Annotated in this window: 21 protein-coding genes; 13 read left to right on the top strand and 8 right to left on the bottom strand. The window is 51.2% G+C overall.

Going from position 1 to position 18,076, the window contains the following annotated elements; genetic code table 11:
- The first annotated feature begins 66 nt into the window (after positions 1 to 66).
- Both GGC63_RS29450 and GGC63_RS29455 read left to right on the top strand, forming a co-directional pair.
- Complete coding sequence (locus GGC63_RS29450) at positions 67 to 756, top strand: TetR/AcrR family transcriptional regulator (RefSeq protein ID WP_179136218.1); 690 nt, start codon at positions 67 to 69, stop codon at positions 754 to 756.
- A complete protein-coding gene (locus tag GGC63_RS29455; RefSeq protein ID WP_192705320.1) occupies positions 753 to 1,409 on the top strand; it encodes an MBL fold metallo-hydrolase in 657 nt (218 codons plus the stop codon). The genes GGC63_RS29450 and GGC63_RS29455 overlap by 4 nt, the downstream gene beginning before the upstream one ends.
- Before the next feature lie 292 nt (positions 1,410 to 1,701).
- On the opposite strand, the gene GGC63_RS29460 is transcribed toward GGC63_RS29455, so the two are convergent.
- Positions 1,702 to 2,502 (bottom strand): Cof-type HAD-IIB family hydrolase, encoded by an 801-nt coding sequence (locus GGC63_RS29460; RefSeq protein ID WP_192705321.1) that lies wholly within the window; start codon positions 2,500 to 2,502, stop codon positions 1,702 to 1,704.
- Positions 2,503 to 2,670: 168 nt separating this feature from the next.
- On the opposite strand from GGC63_RS29460, the gene GGC63_RS29465 reads away from it, so the two are divergent.
- Entirely contained in the window at positions 2,671 to 3,411 is a 741-nt protein-coding gene (locus GGC63_RS29465; protein ID WP_192705322.1) for an SDR family NAD(P)-dependent oxidoreductase, read from the top strand.
- Positions 3,412 to 3,538: 127 nt separating this feature from the next.
- The gene (gene thyA / locus GGC63_RS29470) at positions 3,539 to 4,333 is read left to right on the top strand and encodes a thymidylate synthase (protein WP_192705323.1); all 795 of its coding nucleotides are present in this window, start codon (positions 3,539 to 3,541) and stop codon (positions 4,331 to 4,333) included.
- Positions 4,334 to 4,617: 284 nt separating this feature from the next.
- On the opposite strand, the gene GGC63_RS29475 is transcribed toward thyA, so the two are convergent.
- Positions 4,618 to 5,520 carry a helix-turn-helix domain-containing protein gene (locus tag GGC63_RS29475; RefSeq protein ID WP_192705324.1) on the bottom strand — a complete coding sequence of 301 codons (903 nt, stop codon included), beginning with the start codon at positions 5,518 to 5,520 and terminating at the stop codon, positions 4,618 to 4,620.
- 681 nt (positions 5,521 to 6,201) lie between these two features.
- Between GGC63_RS29475 and GGC63_RS29480 the strand changes: the two genes are divergently transcribed.
- From GGC63_RS29480 to GGC63_RS29495, 4 genes are all read left to right on the top strand, one after another.
- Positions 6,202 to 6,702: a dihydrofolate reductase gene (locus tag GGC63_RS29480; protein WP_192705325.1), complete on the top strand. Its 501-nt coding sequence runs from the start codon at positions 6,202 to 6,204 to the stop codon at positions 6,700 to 6,702.
- A 45-nt stretch (positions 6,703 to 6,747) separates the two neighbouring features.
- Positions 6,748 to 7,098, top strand: coding sequence for a hypothetical protein (locus tag GGC63_RS29485; RefSeq protein WP_225948590.1), 351 nt, complete (start codon positions 6,748 to 6,750; stop codon positions 7,096 to 7,098).
- 285 nt (positions 7,099 to 7,383) lie between these two features.
- Positions 7,384 to 8,535: an LCP family protein gene (locus GGC63_RS29490; RefSeq protein WP_192705326.1), complete on the top strand. Its 1,152-nt coding sequence runs from the start codon at positions 7,384 to 7,386 to the stop codon at positions 8,533 to 8,535.
- 14 nt (positions 8,536 to 8,549) lie between these two features.
- Positions 8,550 to 9,206, top strand: a complete 657-nt coding sequence (locus GGC63_RS29495) for a hypothetical protein (protein ID WP_192705327.1) — start codon at positions 8,550 to 8,552, stop codon at positions 9,204 to 9,206.
- A 288-nt stretch (positions 9,207 to 9,494) separates the two neighbouring features.
- Here GGC63_RS29495 and GGC63_RS29500 read toward each other — a convergent pair whose 3' ends face one another.
- Entirely contained in the window at positions 9,495 to 10,724 is a 1,230-nt protein-coding gene (locus GGC63_RS29500; RefSeq protein WP_192705328.1) for a glycosyltransferase, read from the bottom strand.
- Between the two features lie 130 nt (positions 10,725 to 10,854).
- Here GGC63_RS29500 and yyaC point away from each other — a divergent pair, with 130 nt between their 5' ends.
- Both yyaC and GGC63_RS29510 read left to right on the top strand, forming a co-directional pair.
- The gene (gene yyaC, locus GGC63_RS29505; RefSeq protein WP_192705329.1) at positions 10,855 to 11,421 is read left to right on the top strand and encodes a spore protease YyaC; all 567 of its coding nucleotides are present in this window, start codon (positions 10,855 to 10,857) and stop codon (positions 11,419 to 11,421) included.
- On the top strand, positions 11,418 to 13,229 hold the full coding sequence (locus GGC63_RS29510; protein WP_192705330.1) for an ABC transporter ATP-binding protein: 1,812 nt from the start codon (positions 11,418 to 11,420) through the stop codon (positions 13,227 to 13,229). Before yyaC ends, GGC63_RS29510 begins: the two co-directional genes overlap by 4 nt.
- Before the next feature lie 46 nt (positions 13,230 to 13,275).
- Here the strand turns inward: GGC63_RS29510 and sugE are convergent, their stop codons facing one another.
- Together sugE and GGC63_RS29520 are read right to left on the bottom strand one after the other, a co-directional pair.
- Positions 13,276 to 13,590, bottom strand: a complete 315-nt coding sequence (sugE, locus tag GGC63_RS29515; protein ID WP_192705331.1) for a quaternary ammonium compound efflux SMR transporter SugE — start codon at positions 13,588 to 13,590, stop codon at positions 13,276 to 13,278.
- A gap of 13 nt (positions 13,591 to 13,603) precedes the next feature.
- On the bottom strand, positions 13,604 to 14,194 hold the full coding sequence (locus GGC63_RS29520; RefSeq protein ID WP_192705332.1) for a TetR/AcrR family transcriptional regulator: 591 nt from the start codon (positions 14,192 to 14,194) through the stop codon (positions 13,604 to 13,606).
- A gap of 236 nt (positions 14,195 to 14,430) precedes the next feature.
- On the opposite strand from GGC63_RS29520, the gene GGC63_RS29525 reads away from it, so the two are divergent.
- A complete protein-coding gene (locus GGC63_RS29525) occupies positions 14,431 to 14,718 on the top strand; it encodes a hypothetical protein (RefSeq protein ID WP_192705333.1) in 288 nt (95 codons plus the stop codon).
- 113 nt (positions 14,719 to 14,831) lie between these two features.
- Here the strand turns inward: GGC63_RS29525 and GGC63_RS29530 are convergent, their stop codons facing one another.
- On the bottom strand, positions 14,832 to 15,596 hold the full coding sequence (locus GGC63_RS29530; protein WP_192705334.1) for a sulfite exporter TauE/SafE family protein: 765 nt from the start codon (positions 15,594 to 15,596) through the stop codon (positions 14,832 to 14,834).
- Positions 15,597 to 15,863: 267 nt separating this feature from the next.
- Here GGC63_RS29530 and GGC63_RS29535 point away from each other — a divergent pair, with 267 nt between their 5' ends.
- Positions 15,864 to 16,250: a VOC family protein gene (locus GGC63_RS29535; RefSeq protein WP_079913426.1), complete on the top strand. Its 387-nt coding sequence runs from the start codon at positions 15,864 to 15,866 to the stop codon at positions 16,248 to 16,250.
- A gap of 81 nt (positions 16,251 to 16,331) precedes the next feature.
- Positions 16,332 to 16,994, top strand: a complete 663-nt coding sequence (locus GGC63_RS29540) for an NAD(P)H-binding protein (RefSeq protein WP_192705335.1) — start codon at positions 16,332 to 16,334, stop codon at positions 16,992 to 16,994.
- A gap of 22 nt (positions 16,995 to 17,016) precedes the next feature.
- Here the strand turns inward: GGC63_RS29540 and GGC63_RS29545 are convergent, their stop codons facing one another.
- Together GGC63_RS29545 and GGC63_RS29550 are read right to left on the bottom strand one after the other, a co-directional pair.
- Positions 17,017 to 17,331 (bottom strand): dehydrogenase, encoded by a 315-nt coding sequence (locus GGC63_RS29545; protein ID WP_079913570.1) that lies wholly within the window; start codon positions 17,329 to 17,331, stop codon positions 17,017 to 17,019.
- Between the two features lie 128 nt (positions 17,332 to 17,459).
- Positions 17,460 to 17,927, bottom strand: a complete 468-nt coding sequence (locus GGC63_RS29550) for a cupredoxin domain-containing protein (protein WP_192705336.1) — start codon at positions 17,925 to 17,927, stop codon at positions 17,460 to 17,462.
- Between the last annotated feature and the right edge of the window lie 149 nt (positions 17,928 to 18,076).

Consider the following 18,076-nt stretch of genomic DNA (forward strand, 5'->3'; position numbering starts at 1 on the left):
AACCATCGGTTATTATATAACCAACGGTTACTAACCAATGGTTATAATGTGTACGGAGGGCTGATTATGGAAGAGCCGATTAGAAAAAGCAGACAGGAAATCCGGTCGGAGGAGACGAAGAGCAGCATCCGGGAAGCCGCCGGCAAGCTGTTTACTTCACGCGGTTATGATGCGGTTACGATGAGGGAAATCGCCAAGGAAGCAGGCTGCTCGCACACGACGATCTATTTGTATTACAAGGATAAGGAAGCCTTGCTGGAGACGCTGGCCATTCCTCCGCTGATGACGCTGGAGCAGACGATGCTTAACATCATCAATCATAATGAAATGGAAGCACTCGATGCGCTGAAAGAGCTCAGCCGACAGTTTCTTCGCTTTAGCCTGACCCATAAAAGCATGGTGCCGGTCATTTTCAACATGAAGGCGGGGAGGGTTGACGAGGTTAATCCGCAGAGTGAAGTGAATAAGCATAGGAATCAGATCTTTGCCTATTTGTCGGAAGCCTTGAACCGGATCATTGAAGCCGAAGGAACTGAACAGAAGACCAACGATGCGCGCATTTTGTTTTACATGCTGTACGGCATCGTTCATACCTATCTCAGCAACGAGGAGCCGATAGAAGAATTGCTGGAACGGATCGTTCCTATTCTGGATGAAGGCGTCGAGATGGTGATCTTAGGGATGCTGAAGAAGCATAAGCTGGAAGAGAAGCTGTCAAAGAAGAGGAAGAACAAAAACGGGAGGAATGCGCAATGAGCATGATGCAAATTTCGGAGCATATATGGAAGTGTACGATATGGATCGGATTTCCGGTCAGCGCATGGGTGGTAAAGTCCGATGAAGGCTTAACGCTGGTAGACACAGGGATTCCATGGATGGCAGGAAGCCTGGAGCGGTGCATGAAGGCGCTGGGACTGCCGCTTCAGAGCATTGTACTGACACATGGTCATTCTGATCACGTTGGCGGAGTGAAAAAAATTTGTGAACGTTATAGCGTACCGGTGTACGTTCATGCTTCGGAAATTCCTTATATGGAGGGGAAGCTTCCGTTTCCCGGGCGCAAAAAAGCCGAGAAGCTCATGGAGCCGGGGCTTGCACAGCCATTAGATATGAATGTGCTCAAAGCAGCAGGGTTATCCGGCCATCACACACCGGGACATTCTCCGGGGCATACCGTGTTTTTTCATGAACAGGACGGCGTGCTGCTGGCGGGCGACTTGTTTACTTCCAAGAGGGGCAGGCTGAACCGGCCTATGCCGATGTTTACGTCGGATATGAAGCAGGCTCTGGAAAGCGGGGCCATCGTGAAGCAGCTGAACCCGCGCCTGGTCAGCGTTTGCCATGGCGGCGACGTGTCCGTAACCAACGCACAAGAGCAGTACGATGCTTACCTCCTTCGTTTTGCATAATCGCTTGCGGATACGGCCATCTTTACACAAAAAAACGTCCGATTTACGGACGTGAGTCTGTCGAGAAACCTAGTTTTGCGAGAACTTTGCTTTAAATATGGAGGTGGGGTATTCCTCGGAAGAGTTTACGTCCGCCTTTGAAACCCGTGAAAATACCACTAAATCTGATCCCTTTCACGGGTTTCAACAGCGGCTGGAGGGGTATATCCCACCGGAGTATAAGGGCATTAGTTTCAAGCATTACTGTTTTTCTGCAGACTCACGTCCGATTTAAGGACGTTTTCCCCTTCCATTACACCGTCTGAAGGATGAACTTATCGACGACGTGCTTCACGCCGTCCTCGTTATTGCTGAGCGTAACGTAATCGGCGATTTCCTTAAGTCCGGCTACCGCATTGCCCATAGCCACGCCAAGTCCTGCGGCCTCAAGCATTTCCCGATCGTTCCAGCCGTCACCGATTGCGATCGTTTGCGACATGTCATAGCCGAATTGCTGTGCCAAGTATCGCAGCGCGTCCCCTTTCGTACCTTGATGGTGAATGATTTCCAGAAAATGCGGCTTAGATTTCGTTATATGAACCTGGCCTTCAATCAGGCTGCGCAGCTCGGCGGCTACTTCGTCGAGCCTGGCCGGATCGTCGATAATCAATAATTTGGATGAGGGCTTGTGTACCAGCTCCGCAAAGTTGGGATAAACCGTGTACGGGATTTTGGACAGCTCGGAGTAGGCCTTGATTTTATCGTTATCTTCCTTTACGTACAACACATCATCATAGTAGGTTTGCAGATGCAGCCCGTTCCGCTTGCAATAATCGAAAATAACGGATGCTGCTTCCTGAGGCACGCATTGCTCGTACAAAATCCGGCCGTCTCCGGAATTTTTAACGAGCGAGCCGTTATACGTAATGAGGGGTACGTTAAGCTCCAATTGGGCTGCCAATTGCTTCGCCGATGCGTACATGCGCCCGGTAGCCAAAGTAACCGTAACCCCGTGAGCAATCGCTTCGGCCAAAGCTTGCTTGGTTCCCTCCGTAATTTCCTTTGCATCGTTAATGAGCGTATCGTCGATATCGATCGCCAGCATTTTATACATGTCTATCCACTCCCGTTATCTTTCTGTGTACGGCTTTCATTATACCTTACATTTCGTGAGGGGACTATACAGCAGCAAAAATCCGCCCGTTTGACAATTTCCAGCATTAGGTATAAGGTAAAATTAGTACTTGGTACTAATACTTTATCCTAAATTGGAGGAGTGGAATTGAAATACTTCATTATTACCGGCACCTCGAAAGGAATTGGCGAGGCATTAGCTGGTCGTCTTCTAGCCCCCGGGCATTGCGTTCTATGTGTTTCCAGATCCGTTAATCCAGTACTGGCTTCCAGGCAGGGGAACCTTCGCTATTTTCCGTTTGATCTGAGCAGGTCTGGGGAGCTGGATGGATTGATGGACGAAATTTTCGAATTCATTGATCCTGCCGATGCCGAGTCGGTGTACCTCATTAACAATGCCGCCGTAGTTGGCCCTCTCGCTTCCATCGAACAGTGCAGCGCGCAGGAAATCACTTATCATATGCAGGTAAATCTGCTTGCTCCGATGATTTTGATCTCTCTATTTATAGAACGGACCGCCGGGATGGGCGTAGACAAACGGATTTTGAATCTATCGTCTGCCTCGTCGAAATATCTGGTTCCCGGAATGAGCTGTTATTCTACAGCAAAAGCGGGGCTGGATACGTTCACGCAAGCGGTCGGCCTGGAGCAAAAGGGGAAGGAGGGCGGTGTGCAAATCGTTTCGGTATGGCCGGGAATGATAGATACCTCTTTGCAGGAAGAGGCAAGAACAACGGACCCTGGCCGGTTCGCCTCTGCGAATCTATTTGCCGGTATAAAGGATAAGGGCATGCTGACGACTCCCGAATATACCGCAGACCAGCTAATCCGATTGCTGCTAGGAGACTCCTTCGGTCAAGGCACTATCGTTGAGCAGCTGTCACCTTGAGGCTCTGAGCAAGTACGACCGTCATACGTTCAATGGCATTCATCCGCAATAGACACGCTTCGCCGTGTCCGATATAATGATTCAAGACTGAAAAAGTGAATCAAGCGGAAAAAAGGTGGTACATGATATGAAGGCCTATTTGGACTTGCTTAAGGATATATTGGAGAATGGCGTGGAAAAGACCGACCGGACGGGAACAGGCACCCTCTCGGTATTCGGCAGGCAGATGCGCTGTGATTTGTCGCAGGGATTTCCTCTGCTGACCACGAAGAAGCTGCATATTCGCTCCATTTTCCATGAGCTGCTCTGGTTTCTCAGCGGAAATACCAACATCGGTTATTTAAGAGAAAACAAAGTGACGATATGGGACGAGTGGGCGGATGAGAACGGGGATCTGGGTCCGGTCTACGGCTCCCAATGGCGGAGCTGGCCGGCCCCGGACGGACGGCATATCGATCAGATCAGCCAAGTGGTCGAGCAGATCAAACGCAATCCTGATTCGCGCCGTCATCTGGTCGTTGCCTGGAATCCGGCGGAAGTGGACAAGATGGCGCTGCCGCCCTGCCATTATGCGTTTCAATTTTATGTAGCCGACGGCAAGCTGTCCTGCATGTTTCAGATGAGATCGGTCGATACGTTCTTGGGACTTCCGTTTAATCTGGCAAGCTATGCGCTGCTGACCCATATGATAGCCCAGCAATGTGATTTGGAGCCTGGCGAGCTGGTTTGGACGGGGGGCGACGTTCATTTGTACTTGAACCATTTGGAGCAGGCGAAGCTGCAGCTGTCGCGCGAGCCTTACCCGCTACCTAAGCTGGTTATTGTCCGTAAGCCAGATTCCTTGTTTGATTACAAGTTCGAGGATTTCGTCATAGAAGGCTACGAAAGCCACCCCGGTATTAAAGCTCCTATTTCTGTATAACGGAAAAATAAAAAAATCGACCTCGGATTAGAGGTCGATGAGTCCGTTGAGAAACCTATAGAGATTGAAAATATGCTTGGGCACCCGGTGAGGTATCCCCTTCCGGCCGCTGTTGTTTTCGTGAAATTTTGATTATATTTACTTTGTAGAGGGGATTTCCCGAAAACAAAGGCGAACGCTAACGCTCCTACAGGGGATACCCCACCTACCACCTTGCATGTTTCCCTATGATAGGTTTCTCAACACATCGACCTCAGACCGGAGGTCGATTTTTTATTGGGGGGCTAACGCCGGGTCTCCTCCCAAATATCGGATACGCCGACGCCGAGCTCCGTTGCAATCAGCTGCGCGGTTAACAATTGGGGCTTCGCTACCTTCCCGTTTCTCAGCTTCGAAATGGTCTGGATCGTAATGCCGGTCGCCTTGGACAAGCATTGGGCCGAAATATTGCGTTGGGCCATGAGTACCTTCAACCGGATGGAAGGGTCATTGCTTTCCTCGTACAAATCCAGCTGACTGATAGCAAAGGCATACTCCAGAAAGCTGCCGGAGCCGTCAAAGAAAGGATGGACGATGACCTTCATCTTCCATTCGACAACCTCCGCCATTTTGGCTGTCCGAAGAATAACCTCCTTGGTTTGCTTCGTTTGCCTGGTTTCCTCCAGCACCTGCTTCATTACCGGATGATCTATTTCAGCGATAAGCTCAAAGACGGAATGACATTCATACCGGCTAAAGGGCTCAACGATCGGATCATAGTACATATCACAGCGAGTCAAAATATAGGAGGGGTTAATTATACCCGAGCAAAAAATCGGATGGCTGGCTACCTGCTGATCGATCCACTTTTTGCTGCTGATATGGTCGGCGAAGGCGATGATCAGCTCGCTATTTCCTTCGTTCAACCGGTACAGCTCTACCTCCAGATACACCTTGGTGCGATCCTTGGAAAAAACGGTGATCTCCGTTTTCAAAAAATCTTCCGTATCAAACTGGGATAAAGCGGAGTGAGATTGTTCACTAGCCAGCAAAAGCGAAGGATTCACGTTGGCAAGGTCCTCTCGCGTATACCCGGATAAGGCGCAAAAGGGCTCGTTAACCTCCGTAAAGCTGAGCCTCTCTCCCTCTTTTTTAAGGATTCCCATCGGTTTTTTTAATATTCGAACTAACCTATCTACGGTTAACAAACGATTTTTCCCCCTGTCCAACCAGTTAAGTATATAAATGATAGATGTGCTTAAACAACCTCCGAAATTTGGAAGACCTATGTATTCCCTTAATTCGCTGAGCTTTTTCGAATAGTGATTTAATTAGTTAACCTCATTTGAAAAAATCGATAGCTAGGGCTGATAACGGGGCCCAGGGATCGCTTTACGCTTCGTTCTTCAAGGTTCACCGGATTTTTAGGAATGAACCGGAAACCGTATAATAATGAAGACTATATGCTTAATAACAGGTTCCATGGACATCATGGCCACTAACACACAATGAAGAGGGATCGCGATAATGATGAAGGTATGTATAGTGGAAGGATGCCAGCGCCTGGTTAAGGCGAGAAATCTATGCTCCATGCATCATCAAAGGCTGCTAAGAACCGGTAGTCCGCATATGGTGAGAAAAAAATCAAAGAAAGAGCCCAAACAATGCAAATGGGTGAATTGCTGCCGAAATGCCGTATCCAAGGGCTACTGCTCCAAGCATTACTATATTTATAAAACATCAACGAAAGCAGACCATGATGCGGTTGTGGTTGAATTGAAAGTAGATCGGAGCCCGTGATATCATACGGATAATGTCCTACGCCTTGATAGTTGAAAGCGTTCTTTCCTTCGGTCAAGGCCATTCAATATGGAATCGAGGCTTGAAATATGATCATTTCGTTTATTGTTGCCATGGATGAGCAGCGCGGTATAGGAGTAGATAATAGGCTGCCATGGCATTTGCCTGCAGATCTTGCTTTCTTCAAAAGAGTCACCAGCGGCCATACCATCCTGATGGGACGCAAAACGTTCGAATCCATCGGGCGGCCGCTTCCGAAACGGCGCAATGTTATTTTGACGCGTGACCGTGCGTTTACAGCAGAAGGCTGTGAAGTCGTACATTCCGTCGAGGAGGCGCTGGAACGTTACGGAGCTGCTTCGGAGAGCGGCGAGCTATTCGTGATCGGCGGAGCGGAAGTGTTCCGGTTGTTCATGCCCTATGCAGACAAAATGTATATAACGGAAATTGCGCATCGGTTTGAGGCCGATACGTTTTTGGACGAGCTTGATCTTTCCGGCTGGACTATCGTCTCCAGAGAAAAGGGGCCTCGTGACGAAAAAAATCCGTACGATTACGAGTTTGTCATTTATGAGCGGAAGCGGGCTTGAGTCCGGAATGATTTAGGCGGATTCGGTGCATCTTAAGGTTTGAGAATGAACCGAAAGGATGTGGTCCTTCTGACAGAGGTTAACCAACACCAAATGCCGCTCCGCCATGTCGTCGATAATGCCGAAAAAGCCATTCAAGTGGCAAAGGACGCGGAAATGGCCGTCCGGCATGCACAGCTTGAATCCAATCCGCAAAAGCTGGCCAGCTCCATTCAGCAGCTGGAGACGGCGCAGCGGGCCGTACAGCAAGCCCAAAGCCAGCTGGACGCGCAAATTTCCCTGCATCACCACCAGCATGAGCAGGAGCTGAAGCAAGTCCAGGAGCAGCTTACCCAATCGATGCAAAGCATTGAAGCGGTAAGCGCGAATACGGAGCAGCCCAAGCAAGTCCGCTGACCTTTCTAGAACCATAGCTATGATGGGAATAAACAGTCCAACACGTCTAATTACCTTAGGCGATTGGTCTGTTTTTTTGTCGTAATAAGAAATTACAGAAACACACAGTTCTTTACAGAATACACTGGAATTATGACGAAATTATGAAATCCGTGGCTGGAATAAGACAGGCTTTAGCCCTTTTTATGGGGAAATAACGAAATTTTAAGCTTTTTGTCAGCTTATTTTAAGGTTTTTCTTATATAATTTTAGGCATTGGTTTTCTGGGAAATGAGGGACGATGATATGTTGAGAAGGATCGTCAAGATTGCGCTCTCCTGCGTATTGATAGGCGTGGTGAGCGTTGGCATCTATGCCACCGTATTATATAAGGACGCCAGTGAAGTCATTGAGAAAATAGGAACGCCGGAGCTTGTTGCCGAGGCAGAGTCGGCCAAAGTAAAACCGCTTACATTACTGCTGATGGGAATTGACCATCGTGTAGATACAGGCAGCTTGAATTCGGATGTGATCATGGTGGTCAGCGTGAATCCGAATACGCAGTCGGCGACGTTGGTTTCGATTCCGCGGGATACGCAGCTGTCCCCGAAGGGGCTTCCGGAGAGAAAAGCGAATTATTACTATCCCTACTTTTATAATATGAATAAAGAGGAAGCCTTTGCGAAGACGAAAAGCGTATTTTCCGAGGTGCTGGGGGTCCCGATCGATTATGCGATCACCATTGATTTTGAAGGCTTTCGGCAGGCGGTCGATGTGCTGGGAGGACTTACGATCAACGTAGACATGGATATGCGCTATGTAGACGACGAGGACGGTACGAATATTAACTTGAAAAAAGGCATCTCCAAGCTGAACGGCAAGCAGACGCTGGATTTCGTCAGGTACCGCAAGTCGAATATGAATACGCAGGAATCGAGCGACTTCGAGCGGAATGCGAGGCAGCAGCAGGTATTGAATGAAATGCTGAAAAGCGTAAAGTCGGCGGGAGGCATCACGAAGCTGTCGCAAATGATAGAGACGGTGGGCAACCACATGAACACGGACGTGCCTTCATCGCAAATTCGTGATATGATCCGTACATACTTTAATATGAACCCTTCTAATATTAACTATGTTCATTTAGAGGGAGAATGGGAAAGCCCCTATGTAGTGGTTAAGAAAGAAGAGCTGCTAAAGGCGAGTGAAGCCTTGAAGCAGCAGCTAGGTGACGATACGGATCATGCGAGCTCAGGTGCTTGGGATAGCTTGGACTCCACCTCAACCAATACATATGGGAAAAGCTACTCGAGCTCTAACAGCATCCGAAGCGGAAGCAGCTCAGGCAGAAACCCGGTAGCAGGGAATACGGTCAGCGGAGTAACCTATGGAGCTCCTGCGTCCAAGAAGGAAACTGACCCGGCGCCATCCGTTGGCGGTAATCCTATGCCATTTGAATAGGAAGGAGCGATAAAATGCCCATTACAATTGGCTGTTATCACGCTCATTATTCGAATATTGATATCATAGAACAGGCTCTTGCGCCATACGGCGTGGAGCTGGTTCATTATGTAGATCCGGGGGTGGATCGGCGCAAAGCCGATCCTTATTTTACATTGGAGAAGGCGCAGGACAAGATCAAGGAGACGCTGGATTGGATAGCGGCCTCCCATGTCGATGCCGTCCTCATCACTTGTACCTTCTTTACGGCCCATATGCCGGACGGGTTGAATTACGGTATCCCCGTGATTAAGCTGGATGACCCTTTGTTCGACGCGATCTGCCGCAGCGATCGTCCGTCACTGCTTGTCTTTACCAATCCTGCGACCGTTCAGGGGACGCTGGAGCGTCTGATTCGCTATGCGCAGCAGCAGGGCAGGCGGCTGGATCTGCACTCACAAACGATTGAGCCTTCCTTTGAGCTGCTGATGCAAGGGAGGAAGGAGAAGTATACGGAGCTGGTTGCATCTGGGCTGCAAAGGTTCGCGGAAGACAACCCCGATAGACAAGTATGGGCCGCCCAGCTATCTATGGTCCAGGCAGCAGAGCATACGGAACGGGCCTGCGGCATCCGTGTAGGCGATCCTTTGCGGTCCTTGGTACAGCATATGGCGGATAGGCTGGGGCTATAGCGCCGATAGAAAGGCAAAAGCCGCTGCGTTACGGACGCAAGCGGCTTTCTGCTATGTGATCAATCTATAAGGACCGATGGATGGTTACGGATGGATGTGCTGATAAGCGACAATCAGAACAAAAGTCAGCAGCATGACGCCCGTAACATAAATCAATTGCTTGTTGGATAAATGAGTCATGGTCAGCTCTCCCTTATTGACGGCGCAGAACCGGAGCCCGCGCTCTTTTCTTTATTTTATAATATCATAACGATGTCCGGTGTAAAAATATTGTTAAAATGACCGTACTTAGCGGCGCATTTTTTTTAGCTCGTCCAGCGAGTAGTAGGTGCCTCTCCAATGAATTCCATCCTGGCGAAGAGTGAGCCAGACCGATCGGATTACTATGTAGCTTAGCAGTCCGACCGTTAGCGGGAATACCAGCATTTCGCTCCCGACAGTCCCCGTCAACGAATGAACGAGCCGGAAGTAAACGAACAGCATCACAAGAATCGAAGCGCCGAATAGCCACGAAGCCCATCCGCCGGCAAGGAACAGGGCAAGAAAGGGGAACAGGAACAGCGCCAGCTGGCCAACGACCCCCAGGAACGCTAATCCGAGCTTATAATGAAAGCCTGAAAACAAGTTTTTCTCCAGTCCCCGGATCGCTTCCCCCAGACTCTTGTACCATTCGACGGCAATATGCTCCCGGCCGGAAGCGAGCCGCTGCCTCAGCCGTGCCTGTTTAACCCGCTTGCCGAGGACCAGATCGTCGTCGGGCCGGAGCGCGAAAGCGCGGTGAGTGCCGATCGCTTCATAGGCTTGGCGGGTCAGCAGGTTGAAAGCGCCGATGCCCATGCCATGCTTGTGCTGGCTGTCGATATTGGAGCGCCATGGGCGAATATACAAGCTTAACGTAAAAAAGAAGTAACGTACAAATGCCTTCAGCCAGAAGCCTTTTACGATCATGTCCGGAGCCAGTGTCAGATGGTCGACATCGTTGGCTTTCATATAATGAACGGCATCGGCAATCGTATCGGGCCGAAACAGAACGTCTGCGTCCGTGAACAGCACATATTGACCGCGGGCCTGAAGATAGCCTTGATACAGGGCATGGTTTTTACCGAGCCATCCTGCGGGAAGCGTCGTGACATGAATAATTTGCAGAGGAATGCGGATGCTCTCCTTGCCTTCCGACCATTTACGAAGCTCCTCAAGCTTGCGGCCCGTCCCGTCCTGTGAACGGTCATTGACCGCTATGATTTCGAGTCGCGGGTAAGTTTGATGAAGCAGATGCCGGACCGTTTCCGCGATGGAGGCTTCTTCCTCCTTGGCGGCAATAACGACCGATACCAGCGGAAAATCCTGTGGGCTAAACGCCGGATTCAGCCTCGATTGGTGACTATTGGAAGCAGAAGGGTATGCATCCGGCGGCGCATGCGGAAGGCTCAGCATTCTTTTGCGAGCCTGGAGCGTATCCCACAGCATGAAAATCCAATAGGCGAATGTCAGAATGGCGAGCAGCTTGATGATGGGCATTAGTCAGATCCCCGTCCTTTTGACAACCGTTTGGTGGCATTATATCATGGGCTGCGGCAGAACAACAAATGTTGGTTCCGCTGTGATACAATGAAAAAAAGACTAGGAAATATACGGGAGGGGGGAGGACATGAACGGAAACGGGGAAGCCATACCTGTCCTGCGTAAAAAGGTGAAGGGTCAGGAGCTGGCTGAATTCCTGCTTTCGATACGTGAGCCGGAGCTGGATGCCGGCGAGGTCCTGTTTTTATGCATCGGCACGGACCGGTCTACCGGAGATGCGCTGGGACCGCTAGTCGGGACTATGCTCACGGAAGCGGGGTATCCGCATGTGATGGGGACGCTGGAAGCTCCGGTAGACGCCAGCAATATGATCGAACGATTGGCCGATATTCCTCCGGGATGCAAGGTGGTCGCCATTGACGCTTGCTTGGGCCAGCATGCCTCCGTAGCGTCGTACCAAGTGTCCAATCAACCGATGGAGCCCGGGAAATCGCTAGGCAAGCAGCTTCCGGCCGTAGGAGATTATTCTATAGCAGGCATTGTTAATGTAGACGGCGGACAAAAATATTCGACTCTGCAAAGCACTTCACTTCACCGGGTCATGGTTATGGCCAAGGAGATTGTGGCCGCAATCCGGGTGGCGTTTCCTGTTGATTCGGTGTCGATAAAGACATGTCAGGAGGGCGAGAGATGAGAGGAGAAGGGGCACGCTGGGAAGCGGGCAACCGTCAACTATTGCAAAGCCGGGGCAAGGCTTCCTTCAAGGAGGTATCGGTCAAACGCATTTATAGCTTGTTTCGGGGGTATCGCTGGCAGCTGGCGGCAATTCTGCTGCTGGCTCTCGTTTCCTCCATGATCGGTTTGCTTCCGCCGCTCATCATGAAGGAAATTATCGATACGGCAATTCCCCAAGGCAACAAAATGCTGCTGCTGGAAATGGTGGGACTTATGGTGCTGCTTCCGCTCCTTGGCGGCTTGCTCGGCGTATGGCAAAACCATGAGAATACCAAGGTAGGCCAAGGGGTTATGCGCGATTTGCGCCGTTCCTTATTCGCGAACCTGCAGCGCCAGTCCATGGGCTTCTTCACGGATGCCAAAGCGGGGGAGATTATTCAGCGTCTGACGGGCGATGTGCTCGCCGTACAGAATGTGGTAACGACGGTCGTCGTATCCGCCGTTACGCAATCGGTTATCGTGGTTACGACCGTGGTGATATTGTTTGCATTGGATTGGCGGCTCGCTCTGCTGGCGCTAGTTATTCTTCCGTTATTTATTCTTCCGGTTCGGAAGGTTTCTGAGGTTCGTAAGCGCTTACGCGGAGAGACTCAGCGGGTAAGAGGAGAAATGTCGTCGCAGCTTGGAGAAATTTTCGGCGTATCGGGGGCCCTGTTAACCCGGATTTTTCAACAGGAGCAGCAGCAGGAAAAGCAGTTCGGCGAGCTGAACCAGAAGGTCATGGATCTGGAGCTGCGCCTGAATCTGGTCGGACGCTGGTACGGGATGATGCTCGGTATACTGGGACCGATCGGGACGGCTCTCATTTATATGTACGGAGGCTGGAACGTAGTGACGGGAGCAATGACGATCGGGAGTATCGTGGCGTTTACCCAATACTTGGGGCGTTTGTACGGTCCGGTCTCCACGCTGCTCAACCTTCATGTTGAGGTAGCTACGGCGCTGGGCGTGTTCCAGCGGATCTTCGAATATGAGGATATGGAACCGGAAGTGACCGATTCGCTGACGGCCCGCGAGCTTCCCGCCGTTCAAGGGAAAGTGGAGTACCGGCACGTTTCTTACGCGTATCAGCCTGGCAAGTACGCACTGAACGATGTATCCTTCGAGGCGCTGCCGGGGGAAGTCGTTGCTATCGTGGGTCCTAGCGGGGCAGGTAAATCTACTCTGATCGGTATGCTGGGCAGGCTGTATGACCCTACCACCGGAACGGTGGAGATTGACGGCTTCGATATCAAGGAGGTCACGCTGCATTCGCTCCGCAGCCAGGTCGCTTTTGTTACGCAGGAATCGTTCCTGTTCCACGCCTCGATCCGCGATAATCTGCAGTTCGCCAAGCGGGATGCCGCTCAGGAGGAGATCGAGTCTGCCTGCAAGCAGGCTTACATTCACGAGATGATCCTGTCTCTGCCGGAAGGCTATGATACCATGGTCGGGGAGCGGGGGCATCGGCTCTCGGGCGGCGAAAGGCAGCGGCTGGCGATAGCCCGTGCCATTCTGAAGGACCCGCGCATTCTGGTGCTGGACGAAGCCACCTCGCATCTGGACTCCGAGTCGGAGGCCTACGTGCAGTCTGCGCTGGATGAACTGATGAGAGGGCGGACGACGCTCGTCATTGCCCATCGTCTGTCCACGATCTTGTCGGCCGACCGCATTGTGGTTATGGATGCGGGACAGGTGGTTGAGAACGGCCGCCACGAGGAGCTGCTAGCTCTCGACGGATTGTATGCGCGGCTGTATCATACGCAATTTGCCAAGGCTTATGAGTAAATGAAGAAGACCGGAGCCACTTCCGGTCTTCTTCGTCTATAAGGGATCACGCAGTGACCTTCAAGCCGACAATGCCGCCGATGATCAGCAGCAGGAACAGAATGCGGATCGCATCTCTCGGTTCACCGAGGAAGAACATTCCGATGATGACCGTACCCAGCGCGCCGATTCCCGTCCAGATTGCATAGGCGGTACCCATCGGAAGCGACTTTAAAGCTTGGGACAGGAAGTAGAAGCTGACCACCATGCCGGCGACGGTTACCGCGGAAGGCACCAGCTTGGTAAATCCGTTCGTATATTTAATACTTACGGCCCATACGACCTCAAATAAACCGGCAATGATCAAATACACCCATGCCATGAACAATCTTCCCTTACTCGTGATGTTGGACTATGATGCCCTGCCAATATAATCGCCAAATGCTTTGGATTCGGCGCTCAAAATCGTTGTGGTTATAGTAATGCTTCTGAATGAAGGTACCGTCCAGCAAGCAATAGTAAGATGCCATAAGCTCGTCCGTATTTACCCTCCGGATGACGCCCTGCTGCATGCCTTCCTCGAAGATGGTTCTAAGAACTGCAGACAGCGCAGTCTCCGACACAGGGAACCGTCCTTGCAGCTCCCGCTGAAGCGGCTCGGGAGGAAACAGCATCGCGCGCTTCAGGAAGGTTACGCTGTCCTCGCTTAGCAAGTAGGTCTGGCACGAATCCTTGAGGATAGTATACAGCTTTTCGTGAACATCCATCCCGTTAATGAGTTGTTCCAATGCGGCGACTCGCCCCAGATGCTCTTGAAGGACATCCTCGAAGACGGCAAGGAACAGATCCTCCTTGCTTCTGAAATGCGCATATAGAGAAGGAGTCTTGATTCCCACTTCTTTAGCAATTTCGGATAAAGGGGCAGCCTCGTATCCTTTTTGGGCGAATAGGCGCAGCGCCGCCTCTTTGATCTTCATCATAGTCATGGAAGCACTCTCCTTGATTTTGTCGGTAACCTAACTAACGTTAATTAGGTAAATCCCATTCTACTTCCTTTTTTCGACAATTTCAAGCTTTTTTTGAAAGCCTGCCGGCTCTGGCCATTTATCTGGATTATGGAAAGCAATTTTAGAAAAGCTTAATAAAATGGGTTCATACAATTAACAATCGGTTTATATAATAAATATTACATTCAGACTTCAGTCTCGAAGGGGTGGAATTTATGAAAACCATTAACCATGTTAACTATAAGGATCAGGATGGAAATATTTATTGCTGTCTTCGCAACAAGGTCGTCAAGCTCAATGAGGACCAGCGCCAATCGTTTTGCCAAGGCTGCAGCATGTTTGCGGGAAACGCGGGAGGTAAAGGCGTGGAGTGCATGTGGGCTGACATGCGCAATGTCGATGATCCTTATATTGTTACCGATCCGCTGCAGGAATTTTTCCGCAACCAGGTCCGTCATGTCAGGATGAATTATTTGAATACTATCTCCGTTTTCTGCAGCTAACCATGAAATCGGACGGTATTTCGTCATATAAACCAAGAACGGCCCGCCGGTCCTTTAAGTAGAAAAGGAGAACCGGGAGCCGTTTTTTTGTTTGTTGCAGGAAGAGCGTTATTCTACTGCAGTAAATCCCAAATTTGCTTGCCGATCAGCAAGACGGTTACGCCGATGAACAAAGGCTTTACATAACGGGAGCCGTGCCGGATGGCCAGCCTCGAGCCAACAATGGCCCCTACAATCATAGCGAGTCCCATAGGTACCCCGTACCCGAGATGGACCGAGCCGAGCAGGAAGAAGCAGGCCAGGCTCGCAATGTTGCTGGCCATATTCAGCACCTTGGCATTGGCCGAGGCGCCGACAAAATCGAAGCCGAGCAGCAGAAACAAAAATAACAAGAAGGAGCCTGTGCCGGGACCGAAGAACCCGTCGTAAAATCCAAGAACGAAGGCGCACAAGGCGCAGACCCATTTGGCCGCAGAGGTTAACGGGCGCGGAGTGGCGTTGGCCCCCCAATTTTTTTTGAACAACGTATAAATAAGTACAACGACAAGCAGGATGATGACTAGCGGCTTGAGAAAAGCGGAGGGCAGCAAATGAACCGCATAGGTGCCGAGCACCGAACCTATAAACGACAGCGGAAATAAGGCGAGCACCAGCTTGCCGTTAATTTTGCCCGAGAACAAAAACGAGATCGTGCTCGTAACCGAGGACAAGGTCCCGCCGAGCTTGTTGGTACCGAGCACCATGCTGGGAGGAAGTCCTGTAAGCAGCAATGCGGGCACAGAAATAAGCCCGCCGCCTCCGACAACGGAATCGACAAAGGCTGCTATGAAGCCGACCGCGATTAAAAACAACAGCATATCCATTGATGGCAGATCCATGGTGAAATGTCTCCTTTGTTCCGATAAACCTCGAAAGAATAGGCTAAGTATATATAAATCGACACGAATCTACAACACTTTTTTTATACCAAAAATTAGGAGAGATGGTTGGATAGAATCGTGTACCGATCCGCTAGAATGGCCGCTGAAAAACACGCTTTCATTAGGAACGGAATAGATTGCGCTTAGGGCTTGTCCATGATATTCTTCAATCGAGAACAAGTAATGATTGACGGAGATTTCCACATTGAGAGAGGTGTGTTCAGAATGATTCATAAGCTGGAGCATATTGGAGTCATGGTAAAGGATATGGACGCTTCTATCCGTTTTTACACGGAAGTATTAGGAATGAGATTGGTAAAGAGGGTAGCGCTGGCAGACGGCGCTGAGCTCGGCTTCCTGTCCTTCCCGGGTTCTGAGCAAATCGAGATCGAGCTGGTCGGCCGCGGCCGCGAGGGGCTTCCGGATAACGGCGTTGTGCACCATATTGCTTTTACCGTCAGCGATATTCAATCGGAGATCGACCGGCTGAAGTCGTTGGGGGTCAAGCTGATGGATGAAACCCCGCGCAGAATTCTTGATGGGGATTTGATTGCTTTCTTTTTCGGACCGGACGGAGAACGTCTGGAATTTTTCCAGCCTGCTGCCAAGTAATTGTAGGCATTAGAGAAGGCTGTCGGGACGCTCACCCGGCAGCTTTTTTAATCTGATTGACGAGGGAAAGGGGATCGGCTTATGACCAAGAAGGCAATAGTCGCCGGGGCCACGGGGATGGTTGGGAAGGCGCTGGTGGATCGGCTCCTCTCCGATTCCGGCTGCCAGGAAGTGTACACAATTGTCAGGAGAACGACCGGACTACGGCATGAGAAGCTGACGGAGCTTGTCGTCGATTATGATAGATTGGATATCGCCTCATCCCTGTGGGAAGGGGCGGACGTCTTTTGCACCTTGGGAACGACGATCAAGAAGGCGGGGAGCCAGGAGCAGTTCCGCAAGGTGGACTGCGAGTACCCGGTGAAGCTGGGCGAGCTGGCGGCGGCGAACCGCGCTCGCCACTTCCTGATCGTGACGGCGATGGGCTCCGATCCGTCCTCCCTGTTTTTCTACAGCCGGGTCAAGGGAGACGCCGAGGCACGGCTCCGTCAGCTGCCGCTTCCCGGGCTATCCGTCTTTCGGCCGTCCTTGCTCACAGGCGAGAGGGAAGAGGTGCGGCGCGTAGAACGGATGGGGGAGGCCGCCGCAAGCCTGCTGCCTTTCCTTTTTAAAGGGCCGATGCGCAAATACAAGCCCATTGCCGGATCTATCGTAGCGGAGGCCATGCTCCGGGCGGCCCGCTTGAACCGTCCCGGCGTTACGGTGTACGAGTCGGATGCTATTGCCGACCTGGCCGGTCGCTGATCTCCGTATGGATCGGCAAGAGTCAGCCGCCGAATGCTTCCCTGAACGCTTTGCCCAGCACAGCGGGCTCTACTTCCCACAGCTCGGCGATCTCGGGGCATACGTTTTCATCCCACCAATCGGATAACAGCTTCCGGTTGCTGCTGTTTTCTGTTATCCAGGTTAGATTCATGAGCACCTTTTTGTAATAGAGCTCATCGGCTTTCTCCACCAAATCGGGTGCGATCCATTTGTTGATTTTTTTGCGGGCACGGTATAATTCCCGGGAGCAGGCACGGCGGATTTTGCGCGCGGTAGGATATGACTGGTCATGTCTAACTTTGTTTGCAGGATTCATGGGCATTCATTCTCTCCTTCCTACCGTATCGTATGCGGAAGAAGGTGCATGTGCCCCTGCCGGGCGGCAACGCATGGCGTGAAAAAGCCCTGAAGCATGCGCGTGCTTCAGGGCTTTAGTCTGGCATCTCAGGCGTCCACAATGATATATCCGACCATAGGGCCGTTATGCGCAATATCCGGGTGGGACAGACAAACGATGCGGTACGTGCCGGGCTTATCGGCATGGAAGGAGACGACGGTTTCCTTGCCTTTCTTGACCTCGCCTTTTACATTAAGGCCGTCAATGATAAACGGGTGACTCGCCCCGTTGACGCCAAAAATACTCAGATTGATGTTCTCGCCCTGTCTGACATGAATGGTGCCGGGGTCCCAGCGGTAGGCCTCAATGGTCTTGCCGTTCGCGTCGGTCGATTTGAACTCCCCTGTGACGAGGTGGATCGTCCGCGTTTCCCCCTGAGGTGCGATAGAGCCGCCGGTCGTCTTCGCCTCGCTGTAGCCCCAATACCACGCCGCACCTAACGTGCCCAGCGCAAGCAAGCCTATAAGAGCCCAATGCCGGAGCTGCTTTTTACTGACTACGACTATTTTGGACATGATCATCCCTGCCTTCTTGCGGCGCCTCAGTAAGCCCAGTGCCTTACTCCGCTTTCGCGCCTTCCCTAGTTTGTACTAAATGTATGCTTCGGCTTGTCTCTTCATGCCGGCCAGTTGGTTGGAATGAATGAACAGCTTTGTGATAGAAT

The sequence above is a fragment of the Paenibacillus sp. OAS669 genome, assembly GCF_014873645.1.
In the GTDB taxonomy this organism is placed as follows: domain Bacteria; phylum Bacillota; class Bacilli; order Paenibacillales; family NBRC-103111; genus Paenibacillus_S; species Paenibacillus_S vulneris.